Raw genomic sequence first — 18,534 nt, 5'->3', positions numbered from 1 at the left:
TACCCCGGCCTACTCAGCCGCGACAGCGGCTTCGTTGAGTCCGGGGCTTCCGTTCCTCTCGGGCGGGCTTCCTGATTCAACGACGGTGCGTGCAGACACCGACCGAGAATGGTCGTCACCCACAGCGGCTCCAGTCTCCAGCAGGCGTTGTACTTCGGACTGTCCCAGCCCTAGCTTCCGTAATCCGCGTTCTACCACATTCAGTGCGGCGTTCCAGTCACGATCAAGTTCGAACCCGCAACTCGGACAGCTGTGTTCTCTGACCCAGAGCGGTTTCTTGGTTTTCACACCACACTCGTGACACTGTTTCGTCGTGTTCGCTGGTTCGACCTGTCGGACGTGACACCCGTGCAGGTCGGCTTTATACTCCAAGAGCGTGATGAATTGCCGCCACGCGGCGTCCTGCTTGTTCCGAGCATTCTGACTTCCTTCCAGCATCGGTTTCACGTCTAAATTCTCGACGAACACGGCGTCGTACTCGATAATGAGCCACGTCGTCAATTTGTGCTGGAAATCAAGGACCTTCCGCCGAATGCGACGTTTGATGGACGCGACGTGGCGGCGCTGTTTCTCCCAGTTCTCGCTGCCGTGTACACGCCGTGACAATATGCGCTGCGCCTTCCGAAGATGTTCGTACTCGGCTTCCACGTCCAGTTTCCTGACGGAGAGACCGTCGCTCGTATGAATGTAGTTCAGGATACCGAGGTCAACACCCACACAATCGTCGGCTTCGAGTTCGTCGATCGCTGGTTTCTCCGGCAGGTGGTCGTCGTCGATCTCGAGGGCGAAGGAGACGAACCAGTCGCCGGTGGACTCGTGTTTGACCGTGACCTCCTTGATCACGGCTTCGTCGGGGATGTCGCGGTGGTAGCGGATCGGGATGTCGCCGATTTTCGAGAGCCACAGCGTCGCGGTCTGGCCGCTCGTGTTTTTGAGCTCGAAGCCGGACTGCGAATACGTCATGCTCTGAAAGTCCCGCGGCGACTTCCACTTCAACCGTCCAACGTTGTATCCGGCGTCCTTCTTGTCTTTCAGGTTCGAGAGGTTGTCGTAGAACCGTGCGACTGTGCGTTGCAGTGCCTTCGAGTGAACCTCGCCGAACACCGGAAATTCTGATTTCCAGTCGGTTAGCCGCTTATGATGTCTGTACGCGCTACCGATCGTGTCCGTGTCACTGGGCAGCGTCTCGTATTCGTAGCGGGTGTAGTTGTAGGCCTGGCGATGGATGTCAATGTGTCGGCGGAGTTCCACCGCTACCTCGTTGTTCGGGTGGGCGCAGTAGCGGTGCGTGTATTCCATCGCAGTACAGTGGTTACGGGTCGACAGAATCCTAAATGTTTGCACGAGGTGCGGCGCTGTATCCCCTCCCTACTCGCTCACGGCCAGTTCGCTCGTTGAGGAAGGGGCCTTAGCGCCTCAATTCAGGTAAACGGTCGTATCTGCACGAACTGTTCTTGTATTGGGGGATGATCGCACACAGCGTGAACTTCTCGAATTTGGGCGGCACTGATTCTCGTCTCCGTTGGCAACTTCGCCAGCCGCTCAGTGAATTTGGAGTGCCCGATAGGCGCTGTGTATTCAGCAGACAGTAAGCGAACTGGGTACGCTCGAACACTGCCGTGAACGCAGAAGGCACCGGTGCAAGGCCAGTCTGGTGTTTCGATGCTGCTTCGAGTATTGAATCATGGACACAATTCTCTGTAGCGAGAGGCTGTGCCCCCTCACGTGCGACACAATATCCGTTCAAATAAGGGTGACAGAATGGAATGCAGTTCTACTAATCTGACTCGTGTTGCACTAAATTAGTTCGGTTTTCCAATGCCAAACCAAACTTTGTGCATCAGAAAGTATATTAGAACAGAATACATTATTCTCTGATAGTCACCGACCGTTGAATTGTGCAAATCCACCACCGATGTGAACGCGAACAGACGGTGGCCAACGGTTGGATTATCCAGACGAGCACCCATGACGGCTATGCAAACCCCCACGACCGACGGTCTCGAATCATTCAGTGACCTCAGCACGTTCCAGCAGGAGACGCTGCTGGCAATCGCGAAACTGGAAGGCGCTCAGACAGCGTCGTACGGGCTCGCAATCAAACGGCAGTTAGAAGACGTGTACAACAGCGAGGTCAACCACGGCCGCTTGTATCCCAACCTCGACGACTTAGTGACCGACGGACTCGTGGAGAAGACGGCCCTTGACAAACGCACGAACGAATATACGCTGACCGAGCAGGGGGAACAGTTCCTTTGTGAGCAGCGTGATCGAATCGCCGCCATTCTCGACGACTACCACGACGCGACCGCGTAGAGACGTGGTCGGTCACCGGGACAGTCTCCGGTGTTAGTGATACTATAGGCGCGTGTACCTGCCCGACGAGGGTGCTATTTGAGGAACAACGTTGTAACCCGGTGTATGCCTCCAGATGAGTCTACTTCCAGTGGGAGGTCTCATCGCGCTCCGGACGGGCAGTCGCGCGTCCAGTACTGGGCCCCAGCGATCGCCGTGAGCCTGACGACGTTTCTGATCGTCATCAATGCATCCCTGATGAACGTGGCCATCCCCACGATGGTCGCGGAGTTCGATACCTCGATCACCGTGATTCAGGGGGCGGTTGCCCTCTACTCGCTGGTGATCGCTGCGCTGATCCTCCCAGCCGGGACGCTCCCGTCGCGGCGGAATACGAGGCGTGTCATGGCTATCGCACTGCTCCTCTATGCCGGTGGGACGCTGGTGGCGGCGATCAGTTGGAATACGGCGATCCTCTATCTCGGCTGGGCAGTCATCGAGGGTGCCGCGGCCGCTGTGTTGTTTCCCCTGACGTTCACTGTCTTGACAGTCAGTTACGATGACGACGCTCGGGCGACAGCGTTCGGATTGCTGGCCGGCGTCAGCGGGCTCGGCTCGACGCTCGGCCCGATTCTCGGTGGCGCATTAACCACCTACGCGAGTTGGCGGTGGGGCTTTGCGCTCCAGCTCGTCGGCGTCGCGGTCATTCTCGTCTTCGTTCGGTACGTGACGCCGCACCCACTGTCGGACCAGCCCAGCGCGCTGGATACGGGCGGGACGGTGCTGTCCATCGTCGGGTCGACGTCGCTCGTCACTGGATTCCTCGTGAGTGGCAAATACGGGTGGGTCGTCGCACGGCAGCCGTTCGTCGTCGGGGGGAGGCAGGTCAACCCGTTCGGGACCTCACCGGCGCTCTGGTTGCTCGGAGTGGGCCTCCTCGCGTTCGCGGCGTTCATTCAGTACGAACGGCGACTGGAGCGTGCGGGGCAGTCGCCGCTCGTTCCGCTGCACGTCCTGACGAACCGCGCGTTCCTCTCTGGCGTTCTCACGTACAACCTTCGCTCGATCGTCTCGGCCGGCTTCTTTTTCATCTTCCCGGTCTATCTCCAGGCCGTCCTCGGGTACACTGCCTTCGAAACCGGGCTCGCGTTGTTGCCGTATTCGCTCGCGTCGGTCCTGTTCGCGGCGTTTACGACCGGCTGGCGGAAGTTCATCGCGCCACGGACGCTCATTCAGATCGGTATCGTGTGTATGGGCGTCGGTCTGGGGGTATTGTACGAGCAGACGGGGCCTACTCAGACGATCACCAGGATGGCGCTCCCGGTGGCGCTCGTTGGGACCGGTGTCGGGCTCATACTGGCTCAGATCTCCAATATGACGATGTCGGCCGTCCCGACTGCGGACTCTGCCGAGGCATCCGGCGTCCTGAACGTCAGCAGTTCGATCGGCTACGCCATGGGGACGGCGGTCGTCGGCTCGTATTTCCTCGGCCACTTCTACGGGGGCGTCGTCGACGGGGTCCTCCGGGCAGAACACGTGACCGTTTCGACGGCGGACCGAAACGACCTGGTGATCGCCCTCGAAGACGCCGCAGAGACAGCGACCGAAGCCACGCGCCAACAGTTCCTGACCCACCTGCCGCCAGCACAACGGCAACTACTCAGGGGGATCTTTGAGAACGCGATGTTCGACGCGCAACGGGCGGCACTCCTCCTGCTCGTCCTGTTCGTGCTGGTCTTACTGCTCGCGTCGACGTTCTTGCCACGGCAGATACCGGACGTCGACGACCCACCTGCCCACCCCGAATCACGCCCCGAGCCATCGCGTGAGACGGCTGACACAGCCGTGGAGGACTGACCGACACCTGCTTCGAAAGAGAAGACCTGGCTCTGGGCGCCGGGTCGTCTCTCGAAAAACCGCCGGTGGCTGCTACTACGCGGGGACTTCGACGTGGCTGAGGTAGTCGCCTTCCCACTCGCGGCGTGAGGTGACCTCTGTCGTCCCCTGTTGCGTGAGTGAGTACATGTTGGTCCGGCGGTCTTTTTTGCCCTTCTCGACGAGACCACTTTCGACGAGGTCATCGAGATTGGGATACAGTCTCCCGTGGTGGATCTCTTCCTCGTAGTAGCTCTCGAGTTCGTCCTTGATGGCGAGTCCATGGGGTTCGTCTTTGCCAGCGATGATGTACAAGATGTCTCGTTGGAATCCAGTGAGGTCAAACATCACGAGAAATCTCCACAAATATCCGGAAGAAAGTGGCGTCTAAATGGTTAGGTAGGGTCGAAAAACGTCCCACCCGAACACGCCGGAAATCGGGCATTCACCGTCAGTATCGTAGTCACGTGCGTCCGGAGGTCGAGGGTGATCTAGACGGCTCAGGGTTCGAGCACGACTCTGAACCGCGCCTCGTTGTCGATCATCCGGTCGTAGGCCGTCTCGACCTCGTCGAGCGGGAAGGTTTCGATTTCCGGCGTGATGTCGCGGAGCGAGCTGAACTCGAGGGTGTCCTGTGAATCGCGAGCGTGACCCGACGCCCACCCCGAGACACTGCCGCGCGTCCCGACGAGTTGCTGGGCGTCGACCGAGACCGGCTCCCCGGGAACGCCGACGACGACGACCGAGCCATCGATCCCGAGGCCGCCGACGACCGAGGAGATGGCGTCGCTAGCTGGTGCAGTCGCGAGGACGACCGACGCCCCGCCCAGGTCCTGTAACCGCTCGGCCGGGTCAGTCTCGGTCACGTCGACGAAGTGGTCGGCACCCAGTTCGCGGGCGAGCGATTCCTTGTCGCCACTGGTCGACAGCGCGACGGTCTCGAAGCCCGCCGCGTGGGCGTACTGGATGCCGAGATGGCCGAGTCCGCCGACGCCCTGGACGGCGACGAGATCCCCCGGGCGTGCGTCGCTGTTTCGCAGGGCGTTGTACGTCGTCACGCCGGCACACAACAGCGGTGCGGCGTCGACTGCGTCCAGTTCGTCGGGCACGGCCGCGACGGCTTCCGCGGGCACGGTCGCGTACTCGGCGTACCCGCCGTCGTAGGTGATGCCCGTTACCTCGCCGTTCTCACACTGGAGGAAGTCCCCACGGCGACACGGTTCACAGGTGAAACAGTGGCCACCGTGCCAGCCGACGCCGACGCGATCGCCCACCGACCAGTCGTCGACGTCCGCGCCGACGGCATCGATCTGACCCGCGATCTCGTGGCCGGGAATCCGCGGGTACGAGAGCCCGGGATAGCCGCCCGATTTCACGAACGCGTCGCTGTGACAGATCCCACAGGCCTCGACCGCGACCCGGACCTCCCCTGGCTCCGGGTCGGGGATCTCGCGCTCGACGATCTCGAACTCGGCACCCGGTTCCGGAACGACCGCTGCCTGCATTGTATCGGACATACGATAGATTGGTGGGGACCGAGTCGGATAAAGTCTGGAAAGCCGGAAACAACCGCCCGCTTACCTGCCTCCGGGCGGTGGACAGTCACAGCGAGTGCGTTATGTCGATAATACTAAATGACGCGCACGTTCGTCGCACTCGTGACACGCCGCCCGAAGCGACGAATTGAGGTCAAAGCCATCGCGTACGTCGGCCTGGAGACGAGTAATCCAGCGGGCTGCACTCTGAACGGTGGTCGTCTCTCAAAGGAGCAGTGCTGTGGCACCGAGTCCGAGCAGCGACCCCCCGATACCGACAGCGCCATTCCGCAAAAGATGCTTTCGCTTGCTCGCAACGAGGCCCTCTTCTGTCCCGCGTCCAACCCAGAGTTTCCCCGTGTCTGGCGTGAGGACTCCGTTTTCGTTGGCCATACCCAGTATGTAACACGCCTCTCCCGGTGTCAATAGCGCTTCTCGGTACCGACGGCTTCCGTGCTGTCTGCCGATATCGACGAGGTTCGTGAGCGGTGAGCCTGTTGCGGGTTGTACCGCCGCTGTTTCGTCCACGAATCGCTGAATCGAAGCCGGCGGTGATTCCTCAGCTCCGACTTCAACTGCGGCGTCCCACTGTTGCATCTCCACCGAGAGCTCTTCGTCCACGTAGCCAGCCCCGACTGAACCCTGAGTTGTCTGGGGTAGCTCTCCCAGTACTTTGAGTTGCCCGACGAGATCGAACGAACTGTTGGGAAACTCGTGTGCGTGTGTCCCGGGAGCGACGCGCAGCTGTCCATATTCGTCTTCGATCGCGAACGGCACGCTCGTGACACCGATCGCTGTTGGCCGCCACATGTTGTATTTCGTGGCCTCATCCCACGTCTCAACCTGCCACGCACAGCAGACTGCCTCCGTGCCCGTGACAGGCGATGGAATCGTCTCGGCGGCTGCCGAGACTGTCCCCGACACCTCAACGGCAGTGTTTGGCCGCACCTCGCGCGTTGGGGTGGTTTCCGCGTTCCCCATCTGCCGGAGCGTACGATAGTTTTGACGGGCCAACCACATGCCGTACGCGCCTCCGAGGAGGCCTCCAACTGCAAGGGCATGTACCACGACACTCATTGCTCTCTGGTTGGTCTCAGACTCACAAGTTAAACCTGGATTTCATTATCTGGTTTGGATCTGCTGCTAATAATTATAGGCACCGAGCTTCGGTTGGTGGCGTTACCGGTCGGTCCAACTAGCCGAAAAACTCCCCAGTACGTGAGGGCTGTCCACCCCGGCGAAGTCTTCCTACTGTTGATCGACCGGAGAACTCTCACGTCGGTATCGAAGAACACATACGAGTCGTCCTGACGGTCGAAGAGGTGAAGTCCGCATCCACTAGCGGACGACTGTCACGGGGGCAGCCGCCCGTCTCGCAACGGTTTCGGCGACACTTCCGAGGAGAATCCTCGATGTCCCAGACCGGCCATGGCTCCCCATAATCACGTGGTCGATGTCGCTGTCTTCGACGTAGTCCAGGATCGCCTCCGCTGGTAGATTCGGTCTCGATTCGGTGAGTGTCGTCGTCGTGACGTTGACGTCGTACTCTGCAGCGAGCGCCGCTGCGTCTGCGAGTACCTGCTCTGCTTGTGCTTCGATTTGCTCGTACTCTGCTTCGGTGTGGACGAACTCTCCGTCGCCGAAGTGTGTCTCTAGTGGGTCGATCGCGTGGACGACTGTCGTTTCGACCTCCGGAAAGACCGAGACGGCGTATTCGAGCGCTTTTCGCGATTGTTCTGAGCCGTCGATGGGGACGAGATGGTGCCTGTCGCCCATCCGTTGCTGGGGGCGTACGATCGTGACGGGGACGGGCGCTCGCCGCAGGACGCGCTCGGCGATACTTCCCAACAGGATTCGTGACGTCCCCGATCTGCCGTGGCTTCCCATCATGATCTCGTCGACGTCGGTTTCCTCGCTAACGGTCACAATCTCACGCGCCGGATGACCAACGCGGATCTCGGTTGCTACCTCGACATCGTGACGGTCAGCGATCTCGAGCAACTCGGGAAACTGCCGTTCAGGTCGCAACTCGTCGTCGTCCGGGGTAGTGAAGCGAGCGTCGACGACGTAAAGGAGCGTAATGTTTCCATCCGGAAACGTGGCGATGGCATGTTCGAGTGCCGCTTGCGAGAGTGGCGATCCGTCAGTCGGTAGTAACACTTCCCGTGCCATAGCAGATGGTTCGGCCCCAACTCTGTTAGGGGTTATCGCACGATTTCTGAGACGACTGTGTGACTGAATCCATAGGCGATGCGAGGCCGATGCCCCGACCCTCGAGGTCGGGGAGGAAGCGGACACCCGATGACACAAACCCCATCACGGTGGCGGGCGGACTCTCAACTGTCACCGTAAGTTTGTGAATACTGTCGCACGAAGACACGACAGGAAGCGGCTGGTCCTGCAATCGTGTTGGCTAGGCAGAAGGTATATCCCAGTACGAATAGGTAGCTCTGTGTGATGCACTCCCGCCTTGCCCTCCGCCGTGGGGTCGCCAGTGCACTTCTGTCGGCACTGTTCGTCTCCGGCACCTTCCTCGCGTTCACAGTGCTTCAGGCAGCGCTCGCGAGTAGCCTCCCTGCGACCGGGCAGTTCCTGTTCGTCGTGGTGGGTAGTTGGGGATCGTCGTTCGTGTGGTATGCGCCGGTCCTCCTGGCCGTGGTCTTCGTCGTCGGCCGCGGCGTTACGCGACGGACACTCGTGGGCGGTGTGGCGCTCATCTACCTCGGGCATCTCTCCCTCGCTGTCGTACAGCGACTCGTTACACCGATGGTTCCCCTCACACCACGGGTGGCCGCCGAGCCGCTGGTCCAGGTGAGCCGCTTTCTCGGCATCGCGGTGGCGTACTGGATCGCCTTCGGTGGCGGGTACGAGTTCATTACGCTCGAAGCGCCAGCACACCCGCTGCTCGCCGTCCTCACCGACACCGAGATCGCGATGGACCTCGACGTGGGCCGTGCCGCCGTCGCGGCATCGGTCGCGGGCCTGCTCGCTGTGACCGGGGCTGTGGTGACAGCATTCGTCCAGGACCTCCTCGTGCAGCCAGCCGGCGCTCCCTTCCCGGTGACCGTTTCTGCAGGGGGTACTCCCGCCAACGAAGCCCCGATCGAGTGGGTGGTCGAGACGGCATTCATGCTGGCCGTCTTGTTCGTTACCGGCCCGGAGCCGACGCTTCGTGGCGTGCTGAAAGGTCTCGCTGTCGTCTTCGGTGTCGGCGCACTCGTCCGAATCGCGCCGGCCCTGCTCCCCCCGTACAGACCGGTCGACCTCTGGGATCCGGCCGGTCCGATTCTGGTACCCCTCGGTGACGGCGTGTTGCTGCTCGGGATCGCACTCGCCGTCTGGCTCGCACTCCGTGACGGCTTCGACCGCTTCCAGATACGACACGACGACCGCTCGGTCCCGGAATAAACTGCGTCCCGACCGGTCTGGGTCCGGTTAGCTGTGGTCTGCTTCCCTCGGAGGCCGGGTATACCAGAGTGCCCAGAGGAGCAACACGCCCTGAAGGGGGAGGCGCCCCCACCGAACGAGGGCGGAGGGGTCGCCGCCACCGGGTAGCCCCTCGATGACGACACCACTGGTCGCCATGTAGACGTTGGCCGGGAAGATGGCGACGAGTAACGCGACCGTCGCCCACGCTGCATACCGTCGCGTGCGCGGAATCAAGAGGCCGATACCCACAGCGACTTCAGCGACGCCGGATAGATAGACGAGTGCCAGCGCTGCCGGCAAAACCGGAGGCACGATCTGGACGTACAACTCCGGCACGACGAAATGCAACACGCCTGCGACGACGTACAGCGGTCCCATTAGATACAAGAGCGGACGCTTGAACCGCTGCAGAACCTCGTTCATCGTTCACTGGTACTGTACACGACGGTGAAACGGTTTCGCTCAACTGTCGCGTCGCGACTGAAGCCTCTGCTCAGGAGGCATCCCTAGACCAATGGTCGATATCGACGCGGGAACTCTCCGACACAGAGTCTGTCTCTGGTGGAGAAGGGATTATCCTCCTCCAGGACGTAGGCGGACAGATCTTCCGCGCGTGATGATTCACCGCACTTCGGTCAATTGATCTCCGAGTGCGAGACACAGGCACGCCTTTCTATCTCTCCCAGCTGAACTGGTACGTGTCCGAATCATCTGGAAGGGACCGGGCAACCGCAACTGGCGTCGGACTCGGACTCGCTCTCGGTGCTGGCGTTGGTACAGCGATGGAGAATATCCCCCTCGGCATCGCGATCGGGTTCGTCCTCGGAGCAGCAATCGGTCGTACGCGGGAAACGAGGCACGAGCAGGCGACGAAGCCGGAGTAGTTCACACCTTCAGTACCGTTGTTCCACTCCTTCTGACAGCACCTGGATCGGTCCCAGTGATCGTGGGAAGGTCAGTGTTTGCTCAGCAATCAATCCGAGATCGGCCCGTTGAGTTCTCTACGAAACAATCTGGGGATGGCTGCGCCAATCGACCGTCTGGGGATACTTCGTTCGATGTCAATTCCCCTGTATTCCATCGATAACAACTGTTCCCGCCACGATCGGAGCGAGTGGGACCGAACTGCGATCGCTGATCGTGATTTCGTACTTGTCAAACACGGCGAACCCGCTCTCGATGGTCCCCACTGAGTTGCCCTCGGCATCGGTCACCTCGAACTTGTGTCCGATCCACTGGCCCACTGGCAGGAGCTTTCGAGCGACGGTGTAGAGTGCGCCACGTGAACTGATTTCGGCCAGGAGCGACTCGTCTTCGGCGTCACGGATGCGCCAGGTGTCCTGGAAGAGCGAAAAGTCGTTGTCCAAAATGACGAGTTCCTCTCCGGTCTGGCTATCTGTGAGCAGATAGTCGCCGGCGATGTCCCACTTGCCGCTGGCCTCGACAGTGAACAGTTCAGTTCCGTCGTCGTCGACGAAGGGGAACCTATCGTTGCTCTCGTACATCTGGTGGGTGCAGTGAAAGAGCGTCTCGCCAGTGACGTCCCTGGCTTCGTATTCGGGGCGAAAGTTCTTGTCCGTCCCTGTCTGTTCGACGGTATACTCGGTGCCAGAGAAGTCGAGGGCAGCGATCTCGTATTCCTGTGGTGCTCTCATTGTTCGAGGTTGTTTGCCTATGATACACTTAAAGCCGGGCCACCAGTTTCAATACAACAATGAGTTTACATAGGGAGTAGAGGAACCAACCCCTGTCGATCACCTCGCGTCGCGATCTGCGTCATAAACAGACCAGTTGCTGTCAGAATCGTCGTACCGTTATCGAGGTGCCAGTTAGCACGCGATTCCTCCCGAAGATTCTGAGGGTTTCAACAGAGTCGGTAGCTCAACCGGCGTGACACCACTACCCAGGTCCGAGCGCCGCGATATCCGCACCTACTGTCGCGAGCGCGTCGGCGGGGTTCGGGTCACTGTCCGCTAGATGCGTGTACTGGTGGTTCGGGATGCTCGACAGCGCCGCCGTGACGGCCTCGCTGTACGTTTCGACGCCTTGTTCCGTTGGGTCATTGCCGCCCCAGATGTCTCGGATGACCGTCATCGAGTCGATACGCACCTCCAGACGCTGTGGCTCGTAGCGGGCCAGGAGTTCGGAGAGACCTAGCTGGAGGGCGACGTACTCTGCGGTGTTGTTCCCCGTCCGGGAGCCGACGGGGCGGCCGAGACGGGCGAGTTCGTTCTCCCCAGCGTCCATGATGACAGCGCCCGCACCTGCGGGGCCGGGGTTGCCCCGTGAACTGCCGTCGACGTACAGGACGAAGGGTCCGTCCGTCGGCTCGGGGATCGATGGCTGGGTGACCCCCGACGCCAGCAGCCGTTCGAGTGCGCGACGTAACTCGCTCTGGGTGGTCGCGGGATCGAACAGGCCGCCGTAGCCGGGGACCGCGTCGTCGATACCGTCGGTAGCAGCTGCCATGTCGTAACCGACATTCGCGAGTACTTCGTCGACGAGCGTGGCGAGCGGTGAGAGGTGTTCGGACGGGTGCGGGTCGTCAGTCACGCCCTCTTCTCCCTTCGGCTTCGGTAGCGGGCTCTCACATCCGCACTCCCGGATACGGTCGTTGGCCGATTGAACCACTGCATGGAGACCTCTCGGTGGTCAAGCGGGATAATCCCTTCAGATGGTACCGGTTGTGACACGTTTCGAGTCAGTCACTCGTAATGGGACCACTGATTACTACAGCTCCCACAGACTGTGTCCGTCGATGGAATCCGAAGCTGACTGGGCGTAGACTGCTGATTTTGCCATCAGTGACATTGCAATGGTTCAGTCGACGATGGATTCGGCCCCACTCGTAAACTGCATGTGGCTATATGAAACGAGGGCCCTTTCCTTCGCCGCGGTGGCCGCACCTAGCTCGTTCGAGAATCACCGGGAGAACGGCGTCACTGGTAATCGTAGCCCCACTCCCGGAGTTGATCCGCAACCTCGCTGGGGTGGTTCATCGCAACCAGAATTGCGGCTTCGCGGAGGTCAGTCAACTCGACACTTTCCCCGACGTTCTCCTCGACTTCAGAACGGAATGCGCTCTCTTGTTGTGCGGTAGACTGTTGAAGGTGCAATTGCTTCGTTTTTTCCCGACCGTCCCTGGCGTTTTCCCGGTGATAGATCCAGGGCAGCGGCTGATTGGTCGTGGGTCTGTCGTCTGTCGTCGTCGTTGTGGTTTCAGCTTCGGCCTGTCCTGTGGTTTCTGTGGGCTCTTCCGTGACGGTCGTCGGCTCTGAGTTCGACGCTGTCTCAGTCGACGACGTCGTCGGGGACTCTTCCGATGGTTCGCTGGCGAATGGATCGTCAGCTGACCCTTGTTTCATGCTTCGACCTCCGTCGGTGCTCGAATGTACTCGGCGAGTTGGTCGAATTTTTCGAGCGTCTCTAATTCGTGATCGCGCTCCCTTTCGCGGTGCTCGTCAACGTACGTGAACGCTGTACACTGTTCTGCCCAGCACCCCTCGAGGAGGGAACTGCGCTCGCGGAGGGTGATCGGGATATCCCACCCGTCTCTCTGGAGTTCTTCGAGGAACCGGTCCTGATCGTTCATTCCTTTGTAGCGATTCGGGACGACTGCGAGCACACCGACCTCGATACCGAGATTATTTTCGAGCCCACTGACGAGTTGGTCGAGTCCCTGGACGGATTCATAGCCTTTGCCCGATGGTTCGAACGGGATCACCAGGTGCCGCGTCGCATGGATCGCATTATGGAGCTTGATGTCTGCCGTCGCCGGGGGGTCGATAATCAGGGTATCGTACATGTCCTGGACGCCGGCTTCCCGAAGCACTCGGAGCAGTTGCTTGTTCGGGTTGAACGACTCGCCGAAATCAGCTGCTTCCTCCTCGCGACGCCGCAGGTGTTTCGAGGCGTATTCGAGGATGTTGTGGGCCGGGACGATATCGATCCCCTCGCTCGTTTTGATGAGGTCCTCGAACGGTCCCCGCGGTCGATCGATCATGTGACGTAACAGGCTATCCGCCTGATCGTTCCCGCGGTCATCAGCGACGTCGAGGAGATGCGAAAGGGACGCTTCCTGTGTGTCGAGATCGATTACCAACACGTCGCGGCCGGCACGTGCCTCCGCCTTTGCCAGGTTTGCGGCGAGCGTCGTTTTCCCGACGCCCCCTGCTTCACTGTAAACAGTGTACGCCAGCATACTCACGCATATGTCTGGGGGAGATAAGTAACTTCGTCAGACAAGTGACGTTCGATATATATCTAAGTGAGTAATATGGCTGTGTTTTCTACCACACTAATCTAACTCAGAAATCTAACTAACACATCTTAGATAGGGACATAAGATAAATTTATAAGTTGGAAATATGTGTTGTGTTAATAATATATATGTGTACCGTAGATGTGTGAGTATGATATAATAGTAACCTATGCATGTTTGCTGTCTGTGTTTGGTATCTATGTTTGTCGTATGGGGTGGTTAAATGACTTACATGCATTAGTTTGGTTACAAAGATCGCTATCTCTGGTAGTGAGCAAACGAAGTAACTATTCTCTCCAGGGAAACGATACGCTTGTCGGCAACGTACACACGAGCTGAATCCCCGTCTGATCTGAATGTTGTCTCACCAGTAACAGCGGACGCTATCCCCTGCTCGGGACGTCTCTCTTCCCGAGGTCTTCCTCAGGAAACACGGACTATATCTAAGTTAGATATCTAACTTAGGCACACGTCTTAGATGCTTGGGTGAGCTGGCGTCTCGATCGGCTTCTGAAGAGCACACCCGCAGTGCTTCTGTGCTCCTCTCGAGGACTAGGCGATCCCTCACTTCGGGGTCCGTCGGACTCGATACGACCCTCAGAACTGATAGTGAACCACGTCGTTGTGACGGCTCGATTCTTTCGTAATCGGTGTGGCGGATCGGGCTAGCAAAAAATATCGTGTAGCGAACAGTCATCCCGTCAGCCTCTAGCGCCGAACTGATAGTTGTTATTCCGCGCGCGCAAGAGGCCTGCACTATCGATCGGGTTCCATCGAATTACGGCGAGTGATCGTACCTCTCATTCACTGCAGTGGACTCCAGTGAACTACGCGAACTGTCAGCATCGGCTTCGCTTAGGGAAACAAATACGCTCGCGGGAACGGCGGCCGTACTGGTACCCTGGTAGTCTCCTCGCTGAGGGAACTGGCGAAAGACGAATTCTCCAGGCTGGGCTGATGGTTCTCCTGATCTGGGCCCTCTTAGTGATGCTCGTGATGGGCTGGTTTGATTCTCCATGGATAATCGGGCCGCCCTGATTCTATATAGCGGTATGCGGTTCATTCCTGCCTGTAATACTACCTCCGCCATGTTGTGTTGTGTACTTGTCTGACCGAGACAACTACACAACATCAATTATTGGTGTATTGTTATTTTGTCTCTGGTGGGCGAATACGGCACTCTCAGCACCGACACCGGAGACAGCAACTGAGTTCCTCCCTCGCTTTTCATCACGTGCAGAAACGACTGCAGAGAACTCTCTCGGGCAGTCGCGCGACAGCGACCAACGCCGGACAGAGACGCAGTCGGCAAACGCCACGAGTCTGGCGCTGGAGGGTAGGCAGAGTGGAAGACACAAGTTCGGCTCGCACGAGGCGAGTTCGTCCCGGCCGCTGATGGCACATCGGGCTCCCTCAGATAACGAGCGCCCAGGCCGCAGCGACCGCTGCACCGCCGACGAGAGCGCTCACGGCTGCGTGCGTCCGGAGGCGGTCTTGGAGTTGGTGGACGTCACCCGAATGGTCCGACGCGTCGACGGGACAGGTGTCACTGCCGGTGGTGCATTCGGGGAGGAGGTCCACGGCGACGTGCAGGAACACCCCTGCTGCGATGCCAAACAGCAACCCTCGCAGTCCGCTCGCCGGCGAGAACCCAACGATACCGACGGGGAGAGCGACGAGCCCGACTGCAGCCGCTGGCAACAGGAGCGTGACGACGGATCGACCCCTCGCCGCCAGCCGTCGCGCTGCCGCGTAGCCGGCCGGCGCTTTGTGTGAGACCAGAGCGATGCCGAGGATCGACGTCAACGACGGCATCGCGGTGTAAATCGCCCCGATGATGGCCCCTGCAGAGAGTGCGTGGACCGTCAGCTCGGACGCCGTGTGATCGATCGGGAGTTCGAGGTGGGTGAAACGGTGGCTGACGGTGTGACCGACGTACCCGCCGAGAAACCCGAGTGCGATCCCGAGACTCCCGAGCCGAGTGTGTTGGCCGAGTGCCTGGGGCACGAGGAAAAGCGCCGCGCTGGTCACCATCGCACCGCTGGCGAGCCCGTAGCCCCAGACGGGTTCCAGTGGGTGGTCAGTCGATACCGCCCGAGCGCCGAGCGGGGCACCGACCGCCATCGCCGCGAACGCCGTCCACGAAACCGCGATGAGTTTCCAGTTCACGCCTGCCAACGCCCCACCGACTGAGAAGACGAGTAGCACAGCTACTCCGAGACCACCAAGCAGCCATGCTTGTTTGTCGTGCTGCTGATACCCCGCGCCTGAGTGAAGGTTGTTCCCGGTCACTATTGTACGTTAATAACTATACTCTGTATATTATTAATAGTTGCGCCCGTTCCCACAACGTGCAGTCCGATCGCACCGGGCAATTCACGACTGCGGTGGCTGGAAACACGTCTTCGCCTCATTTCTCGTCCCTCTGCGTGCCCTCGGTACAGCCCCGCTTCTTGAATCAGCGCATCAGTCACCGGGCGATCGCGCCTCGGCGGACGTCTCCAGCCACCAGCCAATACGGCGTAATTGTGTATGTATAACACATCTGCCACATCGACGTAGCTATCACTGAGCCGATGAATGGGCCATATTCTGCGTGTGAGGCACTTGGCCAGCGTTGCCTGCTGAAGTGCAGCTCCCCGCATGTCGGTTGTCCGCCAACGGGACGAGCAGCCAGGCTCAGAGAGTCACAGGCTCGGTTGGAAAGGATCTCTCAAAGCGTCGCGAGCGGCAGACGGCAATTGCGACGGGAACAATCGTTCCACCAGCCGCAAGATTGGACTGATACACGCCATTTAAATATCAAATTTGTCGATGTACCTGCGTTTGGTGACCTCAACCACTGTTCTGACCCAACCATCTGCTATGGCACGGGAAATGCTCATACCAACGGATGGGTCGCCACTCTCGAAAGACGCGCTCGCCCTGATAGAACACGACGATCTCGACTACTCACTGTTCACAGCTCGGCCGATGCAGACGTGACCTCCCCCCGTCGTGAACAGTAGATGCCGAATCAAATTGTGACCGGAAGTAGTCCGGTACTCTCGACAGTTCAGTTGTCTGGTGTTGTTTAATATAGGCTTAGAAATACATTACTGTACTTGAATCAATTGCCATCTTTTTGACGCTATGTCTTCGCATCTCCGGCCAGTTAAACGGAATCACATGCTACCGTTTCCCGTTAGTATTGCAGATCAAAGACAATATTAGATGCGAGAACTGAGTCAGGGTTGATGACCTACGAGTTCGAGCTCCCGGAGCTTGGAAACGACGCAGATGAGGGGACGTTCGTCGCCTGTCACGTCGAACCGGGTGACGTCGTTACCGAAGGCGATCTCGTCGCTGAAGTCGAAACCGACAAGTCCGTCATCGAGGTGTCGGCACCGGTCGATGGCACCGTTACCGAAGTCGTCGCTGACCTCGACGATACCATCTCCGTCGGCGAAGTCGTCCTGCGTTTTGATACCGACGGGACAGTCCCAGACGACACCTCCGATGACGCGGATGCCGATGACCTCACTCCGGCTGTAACGCGACTCGAGACGCCGGACGAGGAAAACGACGCGCACGAGTCGGCTGAGGGCGTGACCCCGGCTGTCACCCGCATCGAGGAGGGGACCGGGTCCACGGGACCGTCAAAAGCGTCCGCGAACACCGCAGATGGCGTTCCCGCGTCGACCGAAGTACTCGTTATCGGGGCTGGTCCCGGTGGCTACGTCGCGGCCATCCGCGCCGCCCAGCTCGGGCTCGAGGTCACGCTCGTCGAGAAGGACGCCTACGGAGGCACTTGCCTCAACGACGGCTGTATCCCGTCGAAGGCACTCATCCACGGGGCAGACGTGGCCCACGAAGCGACGACTGCGGAGCATCTGGGAATCTCCGCCGAGATCAGCATCGACGTCGACCGACTGACCGACTGGAAAGACAGTGTGGTCGATCAGCTGACCGGCGGCGTCGAGAGCCTGTGTCGCGCAGCCGGCGTCACGCTCGTGGACGGCCACGCGGCGTTCGTCGACGACCACCGCGCCCGCATCTCAACCGACGACGGGGAGGCCACCCTCTCGTTCGAGTACGCGATCGTCGCCACCGGGAGCCGCCCCATCGAGATCCCGGGATTCGAACCTGACGGCGAATACCTTCTCGACTCAAGTGACGCACTCGAGTTGTCCACCCGGCCAGACGAGCTAGTCGTCATCGGCGCGGGCTACATCGGCATGGAGCTGTCAACAGCCTTCGCGAAACTGGGTACAGACGTCACTGCCGTCGAGATGTTCGACGACGTCCTGCCGATGTACGACGACGACATCTCACGGGTCGTCCGCGAGCAGGCCGTCGAGTACGGCGTCGAGTTCCGGTTCGGAGAGCGCGCCGCCGACTGGGAGCCAGCCGACGACGGCGTCCTCGTGACGACCGAGGACGAAGACGGCGCGACGGCGCAACTCGCCGCCGACGCCGCGTTGGTCGTCGCCGGGCGTGAACCGGCGACCGACACTGCCAACCTCGAGGCGCTCGGCATCGAACTCGACGAAGACGGATTCGTGCCGACCGACGCACAGGGACGGACGGTCCGCGATCACGTCTTCGCCATCGGCGACATTGCCGGCGAACCGATGCTCGCACACAAGGCCAGCTACGAGGGTGAGATCGCCGCGGCCGCGATCGCCGGCCAGCCGGCCGCACTCGACCACGAGGTGATGCCAGCCGCGGTGTTCACCGACCCCGAGGTCGCGACGGCCGGGCTGACACGCGACGAAGCTGCCGACGCCGGCTACGATCCAGTCGTCGGACGGATGCCTCTCCAGGCCAACGGCCGGGCGCTAACCGTCGAAGCGACTGATGGGTTCGTTCGCGTCGTCGCCGATGCGGCAACAGAACGTGTCCTCGGCGCCCAGATTGTCGCCCCGAACGCCTCCGAACTGATCGGCGAGATCGCGCTCGCACTCGAGGTCAGTGCCGATCTCTCGACGCTCGCCGGAACGGTCCACACGCACCCAACGCTGTCGGAGGCGATCATGGAAGCCGCCGCCGACGCTCGCGACGAAGCGATCCACACGCGCTGAGGGCCCTGTCGGCAGACGCCGATACGGGACCGCTGTCCGCTCGTTTCGATACCGTATTTATATCCGATCGATTCAC

Annotated in this window: 16 protein-coding genes and 1 pseudogene; 6 read left to right on the top strand and 11 right to left on the bottom strand. The window is 60.0% G+C overall.

What is annotated here, in order from left to right:
* Window positions 1-9: 9 nt before the first annotated feature.
* Window positions 10-1,299, bottom strand: a complete 1,290-nt coding sequence (locus tag MU553_RS20645) for an RNA-guided endonuclease InsQ/TnpB family protein (RefSeq protein WP_247381228.1) — start codon at window positions 1,297-1,299, stop codon at window positions 10-12.
* Between the two features lie 678 nt (window positions 1,300-1,977).
* Between MU553_RS20645 and MU553_RS20640 the strand changes: the two genes are divergently transcribed.
* Together MU553_RS20640 and MU553_RS20635 are read left to right on the top strand one after the other, a co-directional pair.
* On the top strand, window positions 1,978-2,316 hold the full coding sequence (locus MU553_RS20640; protein ID WP_379815054.1) for a PadR family transcriptional regulator: 339 nt from the start codon (window positions 1,978-1,980) through the stop codon (window positions 2,314-2,316).
* A gap of 195 nt (window positions 2,317-2,511) precedes the next feature.
* The gene (locus tag MU553_RS20635; protein WP_247381226.1) at window positions 2,512-4,152 is read left to right on the top strand and encodes an MFS transporter; all 1,641 of its coding nucleotides are present in this window, start codon (window positions 2,512-2,514) and stop codon (window positions 4,150-4,152) included.
* A gap of 75 nt (window positions 4,153-4,227) precedes the next feature.
* On the opposite strand, the gene MU553_RS20630 is transcribed toward MU553_RS20635, so the two are convergent.
* From MU553_RS20630 to MU553_RS20615, 4 genes are all read right to left on the bottom strand, one after another.
* Window positions 4,228-4,518 (bottom strand): PadR family transcriptional regulator, encoded by a 291-nt coding sequence (locus MU553_RS20630; RefSeq protein WP_247381225.1) that lies wholly within the window; start codon window positions 4,516-4,518, stop codon window positions 4,228-4,230.
* A gap of 152 nt (window positions 4,519-4,670) precedes the next feature.
* Window positions 4,671-5,675, bottom strand: a complete 1,005-nt coding sequence (locus MU553_RS20625) for an alcohol dehydrogenase (protein ID WP_345893426.1) — start codon at window positions 5,673-5,675, stop codon at window positions 4,671-4,673.
* A 255-nt stretch (window positions 5,676-5,930) separates the two neighbouring features.
* The gene (locus tag MU553_RS20620; RefSeq protein ID WP_247381223.1) at window positions 5,931-6,782 is read right to left on the bottom strand and encodes a hypothetical protein; all 852 of its coding nucleotides are present in this window, start codon (window positions 6,780-6,782) and stop codon (window positions 5,931-5,933) included.
* Window positions 6,783-7,043: 261 nt separating this feature from the next.
* Complete coding sequence (locus MU553_RS20615; RefSeq protein ID WP_247381222.1) at window positions 7,044-7,877, bottom strand: universal stress protein; 834 nt, start codon at window positions 7,875-7,877, stop codon at window positions 7,044-7,046.
* Window positions 7,878-8,162: 285 nt separating this feature from the next.
* Here MU553_RS20615 and MU553_RS20610 point away from each other — a divergent pair, with 285 nt between their 5' ends.
* The gene (locus tag MU553_RS20610) at window positions 8,163-9,113 is read left to right on the top strand and encodes a hypothetical protein (protein WP_247381221.1); all 951 of its coding nucleotides are present in this window, start codon (window positions 8,163-8,165) and stop codon (window positions 9,111-9,113) included.
* 27 nt (window positions 9,114-9,140) lie between these two features.
* Here MU553_RS20610 and MU553_RS20605 read toward each other — a convergent pair whose 3' ends face one another.
* A complete protein-coding gene (locus MU553_RS20605) occupies window positions 9,141-9,557 on the bottom strand; it encodes a DoxX family protein (RefSeq protein ID WP_247381220.1) in 417 nt (138 codons plus the stop codon).
* Window positions 9,558-9,784: 227 nt separating this feature from the next.
* Here MU553_RS20605 and MU553_RS23970 point away from each other — a divergent pair, with 227 nt between their 5' ends.
* Window positions 9,785-10,018 (top strand): glycine zipper domain-containing protein, encoded by a 234-nt coding sequence (locus MU553_RS23970; RefSeq protein ID WP_486860561.1) that lies wholly within the window; start codon window positions 9,785-9,787, stop codon window positions 10,016-10,018.
* Between the two features lie 177 nt (window positions 10,019-10,195).
* Here the strand turns inward: MU553_RS23970 and MU553_RS20600 are convergent, their stop codons facing one another.
* The 5 genes from MU553_RS20600 to MU553_RS20580 all read right to left on the bottom strand — a co-directional run bounded on the left by MU553_RS20600 (window position 10,196) and on the right by MU553_RS20580 (window position 15,519).
* Window positions 10,196-10,789 carry an LURP-one-related family protein gene (locus tag MU553_RS20600; RefSeq protein WP_247381219.1) on the bottom strand — a complete coding sequence of 198 codons (594 nt, stop codon included), beginning with the start codon at window positions 10,787-10,789 and terminating at the stop codon, window positions 10,196-10,198.
* Between the two features lie 244 nt (window positions 10,790-11,033).
* Window positions 11,034-11,687: a ribonuclease HI family protein gene (locus MU553_RS20595; protein WP_247381218.1), complete on the bottom strand. Its 654-nt coding sequence runs from the start codon at window positions 11,685-11,687 to the stop codon at window positions 11,034-11,036.
* A gap of 386 nt (window positions 11,688-12,073) precedes the next feature.
* Entirely contained in the window at window positions 12,074-12,499 is a 426-nt protein-coding gene (locus MU553_RS20590; RefSeq protein WP_247381216.1) for a DUF7970 domain-containing protein, read from the bottom strand.
* Window positions 12,496-13,335 carry a ParA family protein gene (locus MU553_RS20585; protein ID WP_247381214.1) on the bottom strand — a complete coding sequence of 280 codons (840 nt, stop codon included), beginning with the start codon at window positions 13,333-13,335 and terminating at the stop codon, window positions 12,496-12,498. Before MU553_RS20585 ends, MU553_RS20590 begins: the two co-directional genes overlap by 4 nt.
* Window positions 13,336-14,808: 1,473 nt before the next feature.
* The gene (locus MU553_RS20580; protein WP_282594401.1) at window positions 14,809-15,519 is read right to left on the bottom strand and encodes a ZIP family metal transporter; all 711 of its coding nucleotides are present in this window, start codon (window positions 15,517-15,519) and stop codon (window positions 14,809-14,811) included.
* Between the two features lie 1,112 nt (window positions 15,520-16,631).
* Between MU553_RS20580 and MU553_RS20575 the strand changes: the two are divergent.
* A pseudogene (locus tag MU553_RS20575) lies at window positions 16,632-16,844 on the top strand (biotin/lipoyl-containing protein); the annotation flags it as partial.
* A gap of 159 nt (window positions 16,845-17,003) precedes the next feature.
* A complete protein-coding gene (lpdA, locus tag MU553_RS20570) occupies window positions 17,004-18,458 on the top strand; it encodes a dihydrolipoyl dehydrogenase (RefSeq protein ID WP_379815114.1) in 1,455 nt (484 codons plus the stop codon).
* Window positions 18,459-18,534 lie beyond the last annotated feature (76 nt).

This window comes from Halorientalis brevis (assembly GCF_023077655.1).
The sequence above is the reverse complement of the archived record's forward strand: the minus strand, read 5'-3'. Positions and strand labels throughout refer to the sequence as shown.

Coding starts and splice junctions, on each gene's coding strand:
- MU553_RS20645 (WP_247381228.1), bottom strand. CDS start 1,299: ATGGAATACACGCACCGCTACTGCGCCCACCCGAACAACGAGGTAGCG.
- MU553_RS20640 (WP_379815054.1), top strand. CDS start 1,978: ATGCAAACCCCCACGACCGACGGTCTCGAATCATTCAGTGACCTCAGC.
- MU553_RS20630 (WP_247381225.1), bottom strand. CDS start 4,518: ATGTTTGACCTCACTGGATTCCAACGAGACATCTTGTACATCATCGCT.
- MU553_RS20625 (WP_345893426.1), bottom strand. CDS start 5,675: ATGCAGGCAGCGGTCGTTCCGGAACCGGGTGCCGAGTTCGAGATCGTC.
- MU553_RS20620 (WP_247381223.1), bottom strand. CDS start 6,782: ATGAGTGTCGTGGTACATGCCCTTGCAGTTGGAGGCCTCCTCGGAGGC.
- MU553_RS20615 (WP_247381222.1), bottom strand. CDS start 7,877: ATGGCACGGGAAGTGTTACTACCGACTGACGGATCGCCACTCTCGCAA.
- MU553_RS20610 (WP_247381221.1), top strand. CDS start 8,163: ATGCACTCCCGCCTTGCCCTCCGCCGTGGGGTCGCCAGTGCACTTCTG.
- MU553_RS20605 (WP_247381220.1), bottom strand. CDS start 9,557: ATGAACGAGGTTCTGCAGCGGTTCAAGCGTCCGCTCTTGTATCTAATG.
- MU553_RS20600 (WP_247381219.1), bottom strand. CDS start 10,789: ATGAGAGCACCACAGGAATACGAGATCGCTGCCCTCGACTTCTCTGGC.
- MU553_RS20590 (WP_247381216.1), bottom strand. CDS start 12,499: ATGAAACAAGGGTCAGCTGACGATCCATTCGCCAGCGAACCATCGGAA.
- MU553_RS20585 (WP_247381214.1), bottom strand. CDS start 13,335: ATGCTGGCGTACACTGTTTACAGTGAAGCAGGGGGCGTCGGGAAAACG.
- MU553_RS20580 (WP_282594401.1), bottom strand. CDS start 15,519: ATGGCGGTCGGTGCCCCGCTCGGCGCTCGGGCGGTATCGACTGACCAC.